Origin of the sequence: Mesorhizobium sangaii, assembly GCF_014207355.1 — a bacterium.
Classification (GTDB): Bacteria; Pseudomonadota; Alphaproteobacteria; order Rhizobiales; family Rhizobiaceae; genus Mesorhizobium; species Mesorhizobium sangaii.
Genome location: NZ_JACHEF010000006.1, coordinates 158,571 through 175,778, shown reverse-complemented (window position 1 = coordinate 175,778; position 17,208 = coordinate 158,571). Strand labels below are relative to the sequence as shown.

General features: G+C 63.5%; 15 protein-coding genes. 9 read left to right on the top strand and 6 right to left on the bottom strand.

The window, feature by feature from the left end; translation table 11 throughout:
* Positions 1 to 2: 2 nt before the first annotated feature.
* From HNQ71_RS26390 to HNQ71_RS26380, 3 genes are read left to right on the top strand one after another with little or no spacing between them, the layout of a single operon-like run.
* Positions 3 to 1,019 (top strand): SIS domain-containing protein, encoded by a 1,017-nt coding sequence (locus tag HNQ71_RS26390; RefSeq protein WP_184876347.1) that lies wholly within the window; start codon positions 3 to 5, stop codon positions 1,017 to 1,019.
* The gene (locus HNQ71_RS26385; RefSeq protein ID WP_184875912.1) at positions 1,019 to 1,957 is read left to right on the top strand and encodes a PfkB family carbohydrate kinase; all 939 of its coding nucleotides are present in this window, start codon (positions 1,019 to 1,021) and stop codon (positions 1,955 to 1,957) included. Before HNQ71_RS26390 ends, HNQ71_RS26385 begins: the two co-directional genes overlap by 1 nt.
* Entirely contained in the window at positions 1,944 to 3,041 is a 1,098-nt protein-coding gene (locus tag HNQ71_RS26380) for an ABC transporter ATP-binding protein (RefSeq protein ID WP_184875910.1), read from the top strand. The genes HNQ71_RS26385 and HNQ71_RS26380 overlap by 14 nt, the downstream gene beginning before the upstream one ends.
* On the opposite strand, the gene HNQ71_RS26375 is transcribed toward HNQ71_RS26380, so the two are convergent.
* On the bottom strand, positions 3,023 to 3,577 hold the full coding sequence (locus tag HNQ71_RS26375) for a TetR/AcrR family transcriptional regulator (RefSeq protein ID WP_184875908.1): 555 nt from the start codon (positions 3,575 to 3,577) through the stop codon (positions 3,023 to 3,025). The genes HNQ71_RS26380 and HNQ71_RS26375 overlap by 19 nt on opposite strands.
* Positions 3,578 to 3,722: 145 nt before the next feature.
* Between HNQ71_RS26375 and HNQ71_RS26370 the strand changes: the two genes are divergently transcribed.
* Positions 3,723 to 5,075 carry an efflux RND transporter periplasmic adaptor subunit gene (locus tag HNQ71_RS26370; RefSeq protein WP_184875906.1) on the top strand — a complete coding sequence of 451 codons (1,353 nt, stop codon included), beginning with the start codon at positions 3,723 to 3,725 and terminating at the stop codon, positions 5,073 to 5,075.
* Entirely contained in the window at positions 5,072 to 8,155 is a 3,084-nt protein-coding gene (locus tag HNQ71_RS26365; RefSeq protein WP_184875904.1) for an efflux RND transporter permease subunit, read from the top strand. Before HNQ71_RS26370 ends, HNQ71_RS26365 begins: the two co-directional genes overlap by 4 nt.
* A gap of 200 nt (positions 8,156 to 8,355) precedes the next feature.
* Here HNQ71_RS26365 and HNQ71_RS26360 read toward each other — a convergent pair whose 3' ends face one another.
* Together HNQ71_RS26360 and HNQ71_RS26355 are read right to left on the bottom strand one after the other, a co-directional pair.
* Positions 8,356 to 8,817 carry a L,D-transpeptidase gene (locus HNQ71_RS26360; protein WP_184875902.1) on the bottom strand — a complete coding sequence of 154 codons (462 nt, stop codon included), beginning with the start codon at positions 8,815 to 8,817 and terminating at the stop codon, positions 8,356 to 8,358.
* Between the two features lie 52 nt (positions 8,818 to 8,869).
* Entirely contained in the window at positions 8,870 to 9,358 is a 489-nt protein-coding gene (locus tag HNQ71_RS26355; protein WP_184875901.1) for a hypothetical protein, read from the bottom strand.
* Positions 9,359 to 9,537: 179 nt separating this feature from the next.
* Between HNQ71_RS26355 and HNQ71_RS26350 the strand changes: the two genes are divergently transcribed.
* Positions 9,538 to 9,705: a hypothetical protein gene (locus HNQ71_RS26350; protein ID WP_184875898.1), complete on the top strand. Its 168-nt coding sequence runs from the start codon at positions 9,538 to 9,540 to the stop codon at positions 9,703 to 9,705.
* A 70-nt stretch (positions 9,706 to 9,775) separates the two neighbouring features.
* Here HNQ71_RS26350 and HNQ71_RS26345 read toward each other — a convergent pair whose 3' ends face one another.
* Entirely contained in the window at positions 9,776 to 10,462 is a 687-nt protein-coding gene (locus tag HNQ71_RS26345; RefSeq protein WP_184875896.1) for a response regulator transcription factor, read from the bottom strand.
* 45 nt (positions 10,463 to 10,507) lie between these two features.
* On the opposite strand from HNQ71_RS26345, the gene HNQ71_RS26340 reads away from it, so the two are divergent.
* Both HNQ71_RS26340 and HNQ71_RS26335 read left to right on the top strand, forming a co-directional pair.
* Positions 10,508 to 11,281, top strand: coding sequence for a response regulator (locus tag HNQ71_RS26340; RefSeq protein WP_184875894.1), 774 nt, complete (start codon positions 10,508 to 10,510; stop codon positions 11,279 to 11,281).
* Between the two features lie 75 nt (positions 11,282 to 11,356).
* Entirely contained in the window at positions 11,357 to 13,444 is a 2,088-nt protein-coding gene (locus tag HNQ71_RS26335) for a PAS domain S-box protein (RefSeq protein WP_184875892.1), read from the top strand.
* Positions 13,445 to 13,569: 125 nt separating this feature from the next.
* On the opposite strand, the gene HNQ71_RS26330 is transcribed toward HNQ71_RS26335, so the two are convergent.
* Positions 13,570 to 13,980 carry a hypothetical protein gene (locus HNQ71_RS26330; RefSeq protein WP_184875890.1) on the bottom strand — a complete coding sequence of 137 codons (411 nt, stop codon included), beginning with the start codon at positions 13,978 to 13,980 and terminating at the stop codon, positions 13,570 to 13,572.
* Between the two features lie 496 nt (positions 13,981 to 14,476).
* Between HNQ71_RS26330 and HNQ71_RS26325 the strand changes: the two genes are divergently transcribed.
* Positions 14,477 to 15,679 carry an aromatic ring-hydroxylating oxygenase subunit alpha gene (locus HNQ71_RS26325; protein WP_184875888.1) on the top strand — a complete coding sequence of 401 codons (1,203 nt, stop codon included), beginning with the start codon at positions 14,477 to 14,479 and terminating at the stop codon, positions 15,677 to 15,679.
* A gap of 50 nt (positions 15,680 to 15,729) precedes the next feature.
* Here HNQ71_RS26325 and HNQ71_RS26320 read toward each other — a convergent pair whose 3' ends face one another.
* Positions 15,730 to 17,145 carry an aminotransferase gene (locus tag HNQ71_RS26320; RefSeq protein WP_184875886.1) on the bottom strand — a complete coding sequence of 472 codons (1,416 nt, stop codon included), beginning with the start codon at positions 17,143 to 17,145 and terminating at the stop codon, positions 15,730 to 15,732.
* Between the last annotated feature and the right edge of the window lie 63 nt (positions 17,146 to 17,208).

The following is a 17,208-nucleotide window of genomic DNA, read 5'->3' as shown; positions in this document are numbered from 1 at the left end:
CAATGACCACTGGCGAGAGCCGCCCCGCCGGGCTCATGGCGATCGACCGCGAGATGGCGCGCCAGCATGCCGATGCGATCGCGTCGTTCGAACGCAACGCGGCCATGGCGGCAAAGGCCGCCGCCTCGATCCGGCAGAGCGGGCGCCTGCTGCTGCTCGGCATGGGCGGCTCGCACGCTGTCGGTCGCGCCGTCGAGCCGCTCTACCGTGCTCTTGGCATCGACGCACTGGCACTGCCGCTTTCCGAGCAACTCGGCCAGCCACTGCCGCTTGAGGGCAGGACGGTGCTCGTTACCTCGCAGTCCGGCGAGAGCGCCGAGGTCGTCAGATGGTTCTCCGAGGCTGGCAGCGCTGCCGATGTTTTCGGCCTGACGCTTGAAGCCGCTTCGTTCCTCGCTCGCACCGTACCTTGCCTGGTCGGCGCCGGCGGCACCGAACTGGCCTTCGCCGCGACCCGCAGCCTGACCGTGACCTTCGCCTTGCATCTGGCGATTCTTGCCGCACTCGGCGAGGACCCGAGTGCCGCGCTTGGCGCCCTGGATCAGCCACAAGACAACGACATCACACAGGCGCTCGCAGCACTGGCCGAGGTGACGGCCATCGTCACCTCGGGCCGCCGGCTGCAGGGTCTTGCCGAAGCGCTGGCACTTGGCCTCACCGAACTGTCGCGCCTGCCGTGCTTTTCGCTAGAGGGCGGCCAGTTGCGTCACGGGCCGATGGAAATGCTCGGCCCGCACATCGGCGTCATCCTGTTTCGCGGCAACGACCCGACATCGGATCTGGTGACCGCCATGGCCATGTCCGTGGTCGAGGCCGGCGCACCGCTCGTGGTCTTCGATTCGTCCGGGCAAACGCCTGTCGCAGGAGCCGTGACGCTTTCCTTCAAGCCGGCCTCCGGCCTCGCTGCGATCTTCGCCATGCTGCCTCCAGCGCAGCGCCTGATGATCGCTTTCGCCGATGCCCTTATCGACAATGCCGGCACGCCGGTTCGCTCGACCAAGATCACCAGGAGCGAGTGATGCGTACGCTTGCGGTGATCGGCAACGTCAACGTCGACCTGATTGTCGGCCCGGTAGCGCCGTGGCCTGTCGCCGGAACGGAGACCGTCGTCGACCACGACGAATTGCGCGTCGGCGGCCAGGCCGGCAACAGTGCGCTGGCCTGGGAGGCGCTCGGCGTCGATTTCGCCGTTGCCGCCAATGTCGGCGACGACCAGTTTGGCCGTTGGCTTCGCGAGGCCTTTGGCCACCGCGCCGAGAAATGGCCGGTCTGTCCTGAAGGCACGACGCTGTCCGTCGGCATGACCCACCCGGACGGTGAGCGGACCTTCTTCACGACACGCGGACATCTGCCGCGCTTCAGTCTCGCCGACGTGCTCGCCGTCCTCGACGGCAGGGCGCTCTCGGGCGGCTACGCGCTGTTGTGCGGCTCCTTCCTGACCGACGATCTCACGCGCCACTACGACGCGTTTTTCGACTGGGCGGACAGCCACGGCATTGCCGTCGCGCTCGACACCGGCTGGCCGATCGATGGCTGGACCGAGGCCAATTGCACGGCCACCCGCGCATGGCTGTCGCGCTGCGAACTGGCGCTGTTCAACGAGGTCGAGACCGTGACCCTAGCCGGAATGCAGAGCCCTGTGGAGGCGGCGCGCGCGATCCGGTCGAGCATGAGGAAAGGCGCGACCTTCGTCGTCAAGCGCGGCCCGCTGGGCGCCGTCGCCATCGGCCCGGACGGCGCACTTGTCGAAGCCGTCGCGCCCGACGTACGGGTCGTCGACACGATCGGCGCCGGCGATGTCTTCAACGCCGCCTTCCTCGCCGCACTGGCGCAGGAGCAACCACTATCGGCCTGTCTATCCGCCGCGACGCACGTAGCGTCGCGCGCGATTTCCACCTTGCCCCGCAACTATGGCGGCCCGATGCAATTCAGGGAATCCACACATGAGCGCGCTTGAAATCCGCGACATCCGCAAGAGCTACGGCAGTGTCGAGACGCTGAAAGGCATCGACATCGCGCTGCAGAGCGGCGAATTCCTGGTGCTGCTCGGCTCGTCGGGCTGCGGAAAATCGACGCTTCTCAACATCATCGCCGGGCTGGCCGAGGCAACCAGCGGCGACGTGCTGGTCGGCGGCCGCTCAATCCTTGGCGTTCATCCCAAGAACCGCGATATCGCCATGGTCTTCCAATCCTATGCGCTCTATCCGAACCTCACCGTCCACCGTAACATCGGCTTCGGATTAGAGATGCGCGGGGTTCCCGCCGACGAGCGCGACAGGGCGGTGCACGAAGCGGCGAAACTGCTGCAGATCGAGACCTTGCTCGACCGCAAGCCGAGCCAGCTTTCCGGCGGCCAGCGCCAGCGCGTCGCCATTGGCCGGGCGCTGGTGCGCAAGCCGCAGGTCTTCCTGTTCGACGAGCCGCTGTCCAATCTCGACGCCAAGCTGCGCCTGGAAATGCGCACCGAACTGAAGCGGCTGCACCAGATGCTGCAGACCACGATCGTCTACGTCACCCACGACCAGATCGAGGCGATGACGTTGGCGACCCGCATCGCGGTGATGCGCGACGGCAGGATCGAACAGCTCGGCACGCCCGAAGAGATCTACGACCAGCCGGCGACACTCTATGTCGCGGGCTTTGTCGGCGCGCCGTCGATGAACATGCTGCAGGCGGTCTTCACCGACGGAAAGCTGGCCATTGCCGATACCGACGTGCGCATACCTGTGCCCGCACGCTATCGAAACTCGGCCCGCGACGGCGCACGGGTCGTCGTCGGCATCAGGCCCGAAGCGCTTCGCGTGGCGACAGGTGCTGCGACGGACTTGTCATTGCCCGTTGAGATCGAGGTCGTCGAACTGACCGGACCGGAACTGGTCACCACGGCCCGCATCGGCCCACAGCGGCTGACGGCTTGCCTGCCGCCACGGACCCGGCTTGCCAAGAGCCAAACATGCAGCTTCGCCTTCGACGAGACAGCGCTTCGCTTGTTTGACCCGGCAACCGGCAAGGCCTTCCCGGATCAGTCCTCGCGGGTCTGAGGCGATCCTGCAATCTCAAGCAGGGACGCCACCAGCAACTGCCGCTCGTCCTTCGAAAGGACATCCGCATCGAAGAGGCTCATGCTGCGCAGCCCTTCTATGGCCAGGTAGCAGACCAGCAGCGACTTCAGATCCGGCGTCTCGCCCTTCAGGCGCTCGAAAAGCTGCCGCTTGAACGTCGTTATGGGCGTCATGAAGTCGGGATCCTCGGCGATTGCCGAAAAGATCCAGGATGCCGATGGCCGCTTGTCCTCGCAATCATCTGCCGACAGCGCGACATAGACGGCGAGTGGGTTTTTGCCTTTGTCGGCGCTGTTGGCGGTTTCGAGAGCTTGCCCGAAGTCTCGCAAATAGCCCTCGACCAGTCCCTGCATCAACTTGGCCTTGGTCGGGAAATTGTAGAGCAACCCGCCTTTCGATACGCCGGCGCGGCTGGCAACCGCTTCCAACGACAGGCTGCCAGGTCCGGATTCTCGTGCGACATCGGCCGCCGCAGCAAGAATTTTCTCGCGCGAGTTCGATCTTGGAGCTTTCATGGCCCCTCCCATCGCAAGCTTAGGCCCAATTGACAAGACCGTCCAGACGGTACAGTAAGACCGCCGTTATTTGAAATCGGGACCCGCAGTCGATATGTGTCCCGATGTCCGCGCTTAGCGCCGGATTTCGGCTGAGGGGACTTCCTTGTTCAAGCGCATCCTTCGTATCGTCATCATCGCCCTTGTTCTGCTCGTCCTCTTCGTCGTGGTCGGTGGCATTGTCGGCTTCAACTTCCTGCGCGACAACGGCATCAAGCAGTATTTCGCAACGATGAAGCCGCCGGCGGCGACCGTGTCGACGACTATCGCCAAGCCGTCGACTTGGACACCGGGCGTCGAGGCTATCGGTACGGTCAGGGCTGTGCGCGGTGTCGATCTGACGGTTGAAACCACAGGCATCGTCAAGGAGATCCTGTTTCACGCCAACCAGAAGGTTGCGGAAGGCGCGGTCCTGCTGCAACTCGACGGTGCGGTCGAGCGCGCCGATCTGGAGGCGACGAAGGCGCAAGTCGCGGTCGTCCAAATGGCGCTGACGCGCGCCATTGAACTGCAGAGGCGCGGCGTCAATGCGGACGCAACGCTCGACACGGCGCGGGCAACCGCATCGGCAACCGCCGCGCAAGTGAACAAACTGCAGGCGGTGCTCGACCAAAAGCAGCTGACGGCGCCTTTCAGCGGCACGGTGGGCATCCCGAGAATCGACCTTGGCCAGTACCTGGCGCCTGGCACCGTAGTGGTGACGTTGCAGGATCTGGACACGATGCGGGTCGATTTCTCGGTTCCCGAACAACAACTCCCGCTGCTCAAGATTGGCCAGACGGTGCGGCTGGGCATCGGCGGCGGCGAGATGCCCTATGCCGGTACCATTCGCGGCATCGACCCGAAAATCGACCCATCCAGCCGGTTGGTGAATATCAGGGCGGAAGTCGCCAATCCTGACGGCAAGCTGACCCCTGGCCAGTTCGTGCAGGTCCGTGTCGAACTGCCAGAAGAGCAGAATGTGCTGGCGCTGCCGCAGACGGCGCTGACCACCAGCCTCTATGGCGATTATATTTTCGTGGTGCAGGCGGCGAAGCCCGCCGAAGCGCCCCCCACGCAGGCGGCCAAGCCGGAAGAAAAGCCCGCCGCGTCGGCACCCGACAAACCGGCGGACGCCCAGCCCGCAGACAAAAAGCCCGCAGATGCCAAACCGGCCGATGCCATGAAGCCGGCGGCTGATGCAACCAAGCCGGCTGTCGATGCAGCAAAGCCGGCGGACAACGCTGCCGATCCGGTCAAGCCGGCGGCGGAAGGCGACAAGCCTGCGCTGGTGCTGTCGCAGGTCTTCGTCAAACCCGGCCGCCGCAACGAGGGCATGGTCGAGATCGTCGAGGGGTTGAAGGCTGGCGATGAGGTCGTCACCGCCGGTCAGAACCGGCTCTTCAACGGCATGTCCGTCGCCGTCGACAACACCATCGACCCGACCAAATCGGCGAACAAGCAGGCCGACGAGCAATGAGCTTTTCCGATCTCTTCATTCGCCGGCCTGTCCTTTCGACAGTCCTCGCCTGCATGATCCTGCTGCTGGGTTTCCAGGGCATCTTCAACCTGTCGATCCGGCAATATCCGAAGGTTGACGAGACGGCGATCACCATCACGACGGCCTATCCGGGCGCCAGCGCCGACCTGATCCAGGGCTTCATTTCCGCCCCGATCGCCCGCGCCGTCGCCTCGACCGAAAACATCGACTACGTCACCTCGTCGAGCCGTCCGTCCTCCAGCACCGTGACGGTGCAGATGAAGCTTGGCTCCAATCCCGATGTCGCCCTGACCGAAGTGTTGTCCAAGGTCCAGGGCGTGCGCGGCACCTTGCCGGACGCCTCCAAGGACCCCGTCATCGTCAAGGGTACCGGCCAGCAGTTCGCGATGATGTACATCTCGATGCAGAATCCGAACATGACGAAGGAGCAGCTGACGGAGTATATCGAGCGCGTCATCCGGCCACGCATGTCGACGGTCGAAGGCGTTGCCGACGTGCAGATCTTCGGCGCCCAGGAATACTCGATGCGCGTCTGGATCGACCCGGTCAAGCTTGCCGCGCGCGGCGTGACGGCCTCCGAGGTTCTGGAGGCGATCAACAATTCCAACTTCCTGTCGGCGCCGGGCAATACAGAGAACGAGTATGTCGTCTCGTCGATCACGGTGCGCTCGACGCTGCAGACGCCGGAAGCATTCGCCGCGCTGCCGCTGCGCTCGACCGACGGCAATGTGGTGCGGCTGCGCGACGTGGCTCGCGTCGAACTCGGCGCCGAGAACACCGACACCAGGGTCAGCTTCAACGGCAAGCCCGGCACCTTCCTCGCCATCTTCCCGACGCCGGCGGCGAACCCGCTCACCACGGCGGCGGCGCTCACCAAGCTGGTGCCGCAGATTCAGGAAACGCTGCCGAAGGGCATGACGATCGAGGTCGTCTACGATGCGACCGGGCAGATCAGCGCCTCGATCGACGAGGTGTTCAAGACCATCGCCGAGGCGGTTGCCATCGTCATCGTCGTCATCCTTTTGTTCCTTGGCTCTTTCCGTTCGGTGATGATGCCGATCGTCACCATCCCGCTGTCGCTGATCGGCGTCTGCTTCCTTTTGTTTGCGGTCGGCTATTCGATCAACCTTCTCTCCCTGCTGGCCATGGTGCTGGCCATCGGCCTTGTCGTCGATGACGCCATCGTGGTGGTGGAAAACATCCACCGGCACATGGAAGAAGACCACATGTCGCCGATGCAGGCGGCATTCAGCGGCATGCGTGAGATCGCCTCGGCCATTGTCGCCATGACGATGACGCTGGCCGCCGTGTTTGCGCCGCTGGCCTTCACCGGCGGCCTGACCGGCGCGCTGTTCCGCGAATTCGCAGTCACGCTGGCCGGCTCGGTGGTGCTGTCAGGTGTCATCGCCGTCACCATCACCCCGATGATGTCGGCGCGCCTCTTGAAGTCCGGCACGCCCGGCCGCTTCCAGCGGATTGTCGACGGCACCTTCGCGCGGGTCGAGCACGTCTACGAGAGGGCCGTCACCGGTTCGCTGAACTATCGCCCGCTGACGCTGATCATCGTGCTGGCGCTTGTCGGCGTCACCGGCTTCATGTTCACCAAGACCTCGACCGAACTGGCGCCGGAAGAGGACCAGGGTTTTCTGCTCTCGATCGTGACGGCGCCACGCTATGCGACGTCCGATTACACCGAGACCTACGTCAACCAGATGCTCGGCTTGGTGAGGGATATTCCGGAGACGCGGGCGCAGTTCTCCGCTGTCGCCTTCAGCGGTGAGACAAACAGCGCCTTCGTCGGCTTTGCCTTCAAGGACTGGGCTGAACGCAAGCGCAATTCCAAGGAATTGCAGGCCGACATTACGGCCCGTCTCGCCAAGGTGGCGGGTGTCCAGGCCTTCGTCTTTGCCCCACCGACGCTGCCGGGCTCCGGCGGCGGCCTGCCCATCGCCATGGTGGTGCGATCGACCGGCGATTCCTCGGAAGTGTACGATGTGGCGGAGAAGATCAAGAACAAGGCGCAGGCCTCCGGCCGCTTCATCGTCGTGCAGAATTCGATGGCCTATGACGCCCCGCAGGTGACGGTGACCATCGATCGTGACCGCGCCGCGGCCCTCAACCTGCCGATCGCCGATATCGGCCGGACGCTGACGCTGCTGGTCGGCGGCGCCGAAGTGGCGCAGTTCGATCGCGACTCCAACAGCTACGACATCATCCCGCAGGTGCCGCAGAAATTCCGCGATAACCCCGAAAAGCTCGGCGAATACTTCGTGCGCAGCGTCACGGGCGAGATGGTGCCGCTGTCGGCCGTCGTGAAGATCTCCAACAATGCCGCGCCGGCAGCCATCGAGCAGTTCAACCAGCTGAACTCAGCGACGATTTCCGCGCTTCCGCTGCCCGGCGTCACCACCGGCGACGGGTTGAAGGCGCTGGAGGACATCGCCAGGGAGAGCCTGCCCGACAGCTTCTTCATCGATTACTCCGGCCAGTCCAGGCAGGAGAAAGAACAGGGCAACACCATCCTGATCGCCTTTGCGGCGGCCGTCATCGTCATCTATCTGGTGCTGGCGGCGCAATTCGAAAGCTTCCGCGACCCGCTGATCATCATGATGGCGGTGCCGCTGTCGATCTTCGGCGCCATCGTGCCGCTCAATCTGGGCCTCGGCACGCTCAACATCTATACGCAGGTCGGCCTCATCACGCTGATCGGCCTGATCACCAAGCACGGCATCCTTCTGGTCGAGTTCGCCAACCAGCAGCGTGAAATCCATGGCATGCGGCGGCGTGACGCCATCATCGCCTCGGCCAAGGTCCGCCTGCGGCCGATCCTCATGACGACCGCGGCGATGGCGCTTGGCGTGGTGCCGCTGATCACGTCCAGCGGTGCGGGCGCCGCGGCGCGCTACTCGATGGGCCTGGTCATCTTCACCGGCATCCTGGTCGGCACCATGTTCACGCTCTTCGTCGTGCCCATGTTCTACACCTTCATCGCCAGCAAGGACCTGCCGCATCTGGCCGAGAAGCCGGATCCGAAGCTGATGCCGGCACTGCCGAGCTAAAACAATTCAAAGAAAAGTGTGCAGCGGTTCGTTCTGAATTGCGCAAAACAGGATGACAAACAAAAGAGGCCGGAAAATTCCGGCCCCTTTTTTTGGCTGGGCTCGATACCGCCGGTAAGCTGTACTCAATACCGCGACAAGCTTTCCTGCGGGAGCCTTGAGCAAGGACGCGGCAATTGGCCTGCCCGTTCCACAGCCTGCTACTTGACGATGACGATGCTGGTGTTGGTTGGCCCGAACATTTCGACGAGCTGATAGAAATCGGCAGCATTGTCGGGATGCAGTCGCACGCAGCCATGCGAAGCCGGTTGGCCGAGACGTTTGATCGCGTTGGTGGCATGCACCGCATAGCCGCCGCTGAAGAAGACCGAGTGCGGCATCGGCGCGTTGTCGTACTTCTTCGAATACCACATCTCATGCATACGCGTCGGCTTGAACGAGCCGGTCGGCGTCACATGGGCCCCGTCGCCAGTGGAAACCTTCCAGGCGAAGGCCGGCCGGCCATCGACCGAGACCTCCATGACCTGCTGTGAAAGCGAAACGCGGGCCACGATCTTGTTGGCGGCGTGCGCTGCACCCGAGCCTGCGCCGAACAGCAGTGCCGCACCGGTCAGGGCGGCGGCGGCGACGTTGATAAGCTTGGCGGAAATGGCGTTGTGCATGATGGTATCCCCTCTCTTTGCCGGGCTTGGCCGGCTCCAATTCGATGGCTGCTTATCCCAACGCCTTGTTTCGGGGAGATTTCGTGAAATGCTCGTTTGTGTTTCGAATCTGTTTCCTCAGGTTAACAGGAAACGGTGCTGACGGAGCCGAGATGGGGGCAGATACTGCTTGCTGACGAGGCCTGGCGCCACGAACATGGGTATTTACCCCTAAGCGAAAATGCGAATTTCTGCATACGAAACAACGGTCATCGATCTCGAAACCAATCGGCAACAAAGCGGGACTCCAAGCGGCATGATCCGGATACGGGCCGCAAGCAAAGTTGACGTAACGAAAACAGCCGGTAACGAAAATCGAAACGAAATCGAACGCACTGTCCTGGGTTCTCAGGATCAGCATCGCGGCAGTGGTCATCGGCGGCGGCGGCACGGTTGCCGGCAACCCTCTGGCAAGGCTCGGCGCGATGACGTCAGGCGAGATTTCGACACTGCATGCCGCACTGTTTTTTGCCACGGTCTGGACTGTTTCCAGCCTGCGCATCGTTCGGCTCAAGGCCCTCTGGCGGGTCGGTCTTAAGCTGACGGGAGTGCGCGGCCCCTCCGGCAACTTGCTGCCGAGAGGACCGAAGGCCCGCGCCGCTGCGGGGGGCTCCGTGAGCGGCGCGGGCACTTCGGGAGATCCTGAAGTGACCTGCAACACACATATGGGGAACTGATACGATGAACACGAAATTTGCTGCTTCGGTGCTTTCTGCACTCCTTTACGCGCAGGGCCTGCTGGGCTTTGCCGCCGTTGCCACCGTGCTGCTCAGGGACCGCGCCCATGCGAGCGAGCTCACCGTGGGCAATGACATACCATCGGGTCCGTCGTTGCTGGTGGTACGCTGAGCGTCAGGAGCATCGGACCCAGGTGGAAACTCCGATGCTTGAACGAAGAGATGACGTCAGTGCCCAGCCGTCAGTCGGCGAATTGCTGCGGCGGATCGAACCTATAGCCGGCGCCGCGTATGGTGGTAATGGTGTCGGTGTCGAGCTTGCGGCGCAGCCGCACGATGCGCGAATCGATCGAGCGATCGAAGGCGTCAGCGTTTTCGGCAGGTGCCGCGGCAATGATATCGTCACGCGTCAGCACCTTGCGCGGACTGGCCAGGAACAGCCTGAGCAGCGCCACCTGACCGGGCGAAAGCTGCTCTTCCGTGCCGGACCGATGCATGACCATGGCCGATCTCAGATCGACGGTCGCGTTCTCCAGCACGATCAGTTCCTGCGTGCCCCTGCCGCGCCGCGAAAGCAGGCCGCCGACACGGGCAGCGAGTTCCCTGACATTGAGCGGGCTCTCGACGACGTCGGCCGCACCAAGCTCGAGCGCCAGCACCTTATCGACGAGATCTGCCGGCCGGCAGATCAGAATGAAATCCGGTCCGCCCTCGCCACCATAGCGCTTGAGCAGATCCCGCCCCTCCGCCTGGCTGAGGCTGTCGCCGATGACGACGACGTCGATGCCCTTTCCCGACAGCAGCGACTCAGCCTCCCATGGCTGTCGCGCCTGATGCACATCGTGGCCACGCCGCTCGAGATGGTCGGCGAGTTCGGTCGCGACCACTTCGGCGACCGAAACGAGCGCAATGACGGATCGTGCGGCCATATTTTCCAACCGTTCCCTGGCAACTAGATATGAGTGCTGGACATCATGTTTATACCCAATCTACTTTCCACTGAAAGTGGGAGCGAGAGCATCGTGCGGGCAAGAATTGTCATCGTCGAGGATGAGCCCGACCTGAGGGACGCGGTCGCCGAGTATCTGGGCGCCGCCGGCTACGACGTGGCCACCGCCGAAAGTGCGGCCGCCGCGCGCAGCCTCGTTGAAACGCAGTCGTTCCATCTCGCAATCCTTGACATCGCCATGCCGGGCGAGGATGGCCTCTCGCTCGGTCGCTGGCTGCGTTCGCGGCTGCCGATCGGTATCATCTACGCGACCGCCGCCGGCACCGCGCTCGACCGCATCGTCGGGCTGGAACTCGGCGCCGACGACTACATCGTCAAGCCCTACGAATTGCGCGAGGTGCTGGCAAGGGTCCGCAGCGTGCTGCGCCGGGTTCCTCAGCCGCAGGAGCTTCAGGGCAAGAAGGCCGCGACGGATCGCCGTTCCGTTGCCTTTGGCCCTTTCCAGGCCGATCTCGACGGCAGGCTGGTCACCGGCGCCAATGGCTCGGTGATCGACATGGCCAAGAGCGAGTTCGACGTGCTGGAGGTTTTCCTGACCCGCGCCAACCGGCTGCTGACCCGCGCCGCGATCTCCGAGGCGATCGGCTTCACCGAAGACCCTGACTCGTCGCGCGCGGTCGACATTCGCATCATGCGGCTGCGCAAAAAGATCGAGACGGATCCGGCCAATCCGAAATTTCTGCGCACGGTGCGTGGCGAAGGCTATATCTTCTCGCTGCCGACCGGCGACGGCAACTGAGCACCGAGCCCAAAGAGGGGTCAGGCTCGCAGCCGTCGCTCGCCGATCGAACTGGCCCTGGAATGACGGCAGAAGATGACCGCTGAAGCAGCAAACACGGATGTGCAAGGGTTCAGGCAGGGCGCAGCGATGGCAGCCGTGCGCGTCGTTCGCCGGCTGCGCGAGGCCGGCGACTGGCAGCGCGAGATGGAGGGCATCCTGGAAACGCTCTGCCGGGCCACCGAATGCCAGCGCGGCATCCTGTTTCGCTTGCGCGAACTGCCCGGCCAGGGTTTCGCCCAATCGGTCGCCGCCTACTGGATCGACCCCGACTTCGGCGGAGAACTGGCATCCCCAACCGTCATCATGCAGTCGGTCGTCAATTCGGATCCGCTGCTGGAGCGGGTGGCCGAGGATGAGCGGCAAGGCAAGATCTTCGCCGGTCACACGCGCGATCTCGAAGGCTTCCTGAGAACCGACTTCGAAAAGCAGAACATCAAGTCGTTCCTGTCGGTGTCGGTCTTCGCGCATGGCCATCTGTGGGGCACGCTGGCCGTCAATGACTGCGTCGACGAGCGTGAGTGGACCGACGAGGAAGAGGCGACGCTGCACATCATCGCGCTCGCCATCGGCGACGCCATCGAAAGATCGCCCTCCGACGCCCATGCCAGCGAAGTCATTCGCCGCACCATGCTGCAGGCCTCGCTCGATGCCATCATCGTCATCGACGAGACCGGCTCGATCATCGAGTTCAACCCGGCCGCCGAAAAGATGTTCGGCTTCATGCGCAGCGACATCCTCGGCAAGGACCTGCTCGACACCGTCGTGCCGGAATACTACCGCAAGGGTTATTCGTCGGGCGCCGAATACATGTCCGGCCGCGGCGCGCCGATGGTCGGCCAACGGCTCGAGACGGTTACCCAGAACGCCGCCGGCGAGGTGTTCCCGATCGAGCTGACGGCAACCGAGATGCGGGTCGCCGACCGCCGCCTGATCTTCGGCTCGATCCGCGACCTGCGCGACAAATTGCGCGCCGAGGAGGAGATTGGTCGCCAGCGCGAGAAGCTGCACCAGAATGAGAAGATGGCGGCGATGGGTTCGTTGCTGGCCGGCGTCTCACACGAGCTCAACAACCCGCTGGCCGTGGTGGTGGCGCAATCGACGCTGCTGCACGAATTCGCCTCCGATCCACAGACCAAGGTGCGTGCCGAGAAAGTGCGTGCCGCCGCCGAGCGTTGCGGCCGCATCGTCAAGAGCTTCCTGTCGATGGTCCGCCTTCATCCCGCAGCCCAGGCCGAGACCGACCTCAACCAGGTGATCCGTGCGGCCCTCGAGGTGACCGCCTATGGCGCGCGGTCAAGCGGCATCATCATCGACACCGATTTCGCCGCCGGCCCGCTGCTGGCCATGGCCGACGCCGACCACGTGACGCAGGTGGCGGCCAACTTCCTCATCAACAGCCAGCATGCATTGGCCGGCATTGCCGGCGACCGGCTGATCAAGGTGCGGACGTTCCGCGGCGACCGGAGCAACCCCGGCTTCTCGGTCGAGGACAATGGGCCCGGCGTGCCGGAAGCGATCCGCGGCCGCATCTTCGAATCCTATTTCACCACCAAGCCGGTCGGCGTCGGCACCGGCATCGGCCTGTCGATCTCGAAATCGATCATCGAGCGGCACAATGGCAGTGTCTGGTTCGAGGAAGTTGTCCCGAGGGGAGCACGTTTCGTGGTCCAGCTGCCGGCCATTGTGGCCGGCGCCGCCGGCGCCGGCGAGAACCAGCCGCGCTCGAGCGGCTTGCGCCACGCCTTGATCATCGACGACGAGCCGGATGTCGCCGGCTCGCTGTCCGACATTCTCGAATTGATGGGCATCAAGTCGCGGATTGCACCCGTCTGGGAATCAGGCACCGCCACCTTGGGCGGCCACATGCCGCCCGATATCGTCTTTTCTGACCTGCGCATGCCCGGCATCAGCGGCATATCGATCTATCGCGAGCTGCTGGCCGAAAGGCCTGACCTGGCGCAGCGTTTCGTGCTGGTCACAGGCGACCTGATCGGCGCGAAGGCCGAAATCGAGGCTTTGCCGGCGCAGCAGCGGCCGCAGATCCTGGAAAAGCCGTTCAGCACGCTGGATGTACGCAGCGTGCTGTCCGCCATTGCCGAACAGGCGGCATTGAAAGGATAAAAAGAGGCCCCCAGCCGGGCTCGTGGCAGGGGGCCGAAGAAGAGCGCGCTGGAGGGAGCGCTCGGGGGAGGTCAGAGCATGATCCCAAAGAGGGAACCGGTTTCGGGATCAGGCTTTGACAAAAATCAGAAAACGTTCGGCGTGCTGGTCAACGGCGCGGCGTTGGCGATCATTCGGATCGCGCGGATCTTGTGCGCTCCTGACTGCTCGGCGATGGCGCGCAGGCAATCCATGCTTTCGGCGCCCCAGGCCTGGCCCTTGCAGGCGAAGTCGATCGTCGGCATCGGCAGACGCGCGGTCCTGGTCGTCGTCTGCGCGCCGTCGACGAGGTTGGCTGGCGGATTCAACGAAGCGAAGGCCGGCCCGACTGTCGGCGCGAACGCCATGCCGATGAAGGCGCAAGCAGCCAGCAGAATGAACATCGCCATGGGATGGTCGCTGGCCTGCTGGCGCAGCGCCAGTTTCGGACGGCGGTCATCGCGCTCTGGAGCCTGGAGGAGGTGCTCGCCACGGGTCGTTTTGATTTTCGCATACATCGCCGTTCCCTTCGCTGAGTTTCTTTTTGGTGATGAAACGAACTTAGCCGCACTGTGTAACCGGGCTAGGGTGGCGCAAGTCTGACAATGTAACCGCCCTGAAACAGTGTTTCGGGCAGAATCGGGCAAAACCGGTCACAGCGTTTTGCTCATCCCTCGAAGAATGAGTCTTCGCCCGATTCCGGCCCTGATTGCTCTGGCCAAGCGCCGCCGCAGTGCGGCCCAAGCCGACGACCGGCAAGCCCGTTCCCGCCCCCGCAAGGCGTTTTGTCCGCCGCTCCGTCCGCCTCGCAAAGTCGTGCCGGGACAGTGTCCCTGAAAACGTGACTAACACCCGGATTCTCCGGGATTTTCCGGGCCGACAGCCGCGCGGATTCTGGCTCCAGACGACATCAAGATTCCGCCCCGGAAACCTTCGTGTTTGCACAAGCCATTGCATTTCAATGCAAAATATGCTTTTATTGAATGAGTATTCAATAAAAAGAAGAGACGTTTTATGAACCCGCACCTCCGTGACGTGGCGATCCCCAACGATTGGGACCGGCGGGGACTGCCGGGTTGGAGTTACCATTCCGATGCCCTTCTCGAACTCGAGAAGGAGCACGTCTTCCGCAACCACTGGCAGATCGTCGGTCATGTCTCGGATATTCCGAATGCCGGCGATTACCTGACCATGGATGTGGTCGGCGAGCGCGCCTTGATCGTGCGCGGCAAGGATGGCGTCGTGCGGGGCTTCAACAACATGTGCCGCCACCGCGGCAGCCGCGTCGTCGCCGACAGCCAGGGCAATTGCAAGAATGCGCTGGTTTGCCCGTTCCACGGCTGGGTCTACAACCTCGACGGCACGCTGCGCGGTGCCGCGCGCCCGCGTTCTTTCCCCGACCTCGACAAGACCGAGTTCGGCTTGATGCCGCTCGACCTGGAAGTGTGGATGGGTTTTATCTTCATCCGCTTCCGCAATGGCGGGCCGCAGCCTTCGGTCGCCGAGCTGATGAAGCCGATCGAGCCAGAATTCGCGCATTACAACGCCGCCGACATGGTGCCCTCCTGGGGCATCTGGACCCAGAAGACGCCGGTCAACTGGAAGTCGGTGCGCGATGTCGACAATGAGGGCTATCACGTCGCCATGGCGCATCCAGCACTTCAGGATCTCTATGGCGCCACCTATTTCGACGAGCCGTTCATCAACGGCGTGTCACGCTCCTTTGCCACCTACAACCCGCATGCCGGCCGCCGCTGGAGCGTCAAGAACTATGTCAAGATCGCGCCCGAGCCGACACATCTGCCCGACTATCTGAAGAAGGCCTGGGTCTATTACGGCATCTTCCCCAATGCGGTCATTTCGGTGATGCCGGAATCGGTGCAGTTCTATCAGGAGTTCCCGCTGTCGACCGGGCAGACCCTGCTGCGCGGCGCCATCTACCGCTACCGCGACGAGAGCCGCGAGCAGGCCGCCGCTCGCTACCTCTCCTTCCGCATTGATCGCGACACCATGTCGGAGGACGTCCAGCTTTCGGTGTGGTCGAACGAATCCATGCTGTCCGAGGCCTTCGAGGGCTTTTATCTCTCGGACCTCGAATATGGCGTGCGCACGCATCACGACCACCTGCGCAAGATGCTGCCGGTGCTGGGTCTGGAAACCGCGCCCGAGGAGAAGGACATGTGGAATCTAAACGACGCGCTCAGGTCGCGATCTTAGGGCATACGGCGATGAGAGAGCCCTCTCCCCGTGAAACGGGGAGAAGGGAACTACCCCCGCCACACGCCTTCTTTCCTCAGATCATCCATCGTGCGCGAAATGCCCTCGCGCAAGATGCCGACCATGTCGTCGATCTGCTCGCGCGTGATGACCAGCGGCGGCGACATCACGCACATGTTGATCAATGGGCGAACCAGCAAGCCGAGTTCATGGCAATGGGCATCGATGCGCTTGCCGACATCCTTGTCGAGCTGCAGCGGATCCTTGCTTTCGCGGTCGGCCACGCATTCGACGCAGCCCATCAGCCCGAGGCCACGCACCTCGCCGACCAGCGGCAGCTCTTCCAGCGTCTTCAGCTGTGCCTGGAAATAGGGCGCGACGTCCTGCGTATGGGCAAGCACGCCTTCTTCCAGCAGGTCGAGGTTTTTCAGCGCCACGGCGCAGCCGACGGGATGGCTGGTGTAGGTCAGGCCGTGGCCGAACAACGCGTCGGGATGGTTCGAACGGCGCAATTCTTCCAGCAGCCGCTCCGAGATGATGACGCCGCCGAGCGGGAAATAGCCCGAGGTGACGCCCTTGGCGAAGGTGATCATGTCGGGATCGATGCCGAACATGTCGCCCGAGGCGAAGACATGGCCAAGCCGGCCGAAGGCCGTCACCACCTCGTCGGAGACATAGAGGATGTCGTTGTCGCGGCAGATCTGGCGGATGCGCTTGAGGTAGCCGTCGGGCGGCACGACGACGCCGCCGGACGCCTGCACCGGCTCGCCGACAAAGGCGCCGATCTTTTCAGCGCCGACACGGGCGACCGTGTCGAGGAACTGATCGACCAGGAAATCCGTGAAGGCGGCAAGGCTCATGCCGTGCGGGCGGCGGAACGGATCGGGCGAAGACAGCTTGATCACCAGTTCGTCGGCGCCATCCATCCAGTCGCGGTCGCGCGGTCGGCCGTTGAGCGAGGCCGACAGATAGGTCGAGCCGTGATAGGCGCCGCCCCGGCTCAGGATCAGTTTCTTTTCCGGGCGGCCGCGCACATTGTTGTAGAACTGCATGAAGCGCAGCGCCGTCTCGACGGCCGACGAGCCGCCGGTGGTGTAGAAGACGTGGCTGAGATCGCCTGGCGCGTGGCCGGCGATGCGCTTGGCGAGTTCCGCCGATGGCGCGTTCATCGTGTACCACGGCGTGTTGTAGGACAGCGCCATCGCCTGGTCGTACATCACCCTGGCGAGCTCTTCGCGGCGGTGGCCGACATTGACGCACCACATGCCCGCGGGCCCGTCGATCAGCCGCTTGCCGGTGCTGTCGGTGATGTAGATGCCGTCGCCTTCCCCGATCAACGCGCGCGCCTCGGCACCGACCGAACCAGCATAGGGCCAGGGCTGGATGAGGTGGCGCTTGGCCAGCTCGACGGCATCATCGCCGATATCAGCCGCTTCGCTCGCCCTCAGATCTCTCACAGCAGCCACAATCGCCTCCGTATCATCTCGTCTGATTTTTCTCGGGCATGAAATTCAGCGTCGAATGCCGGA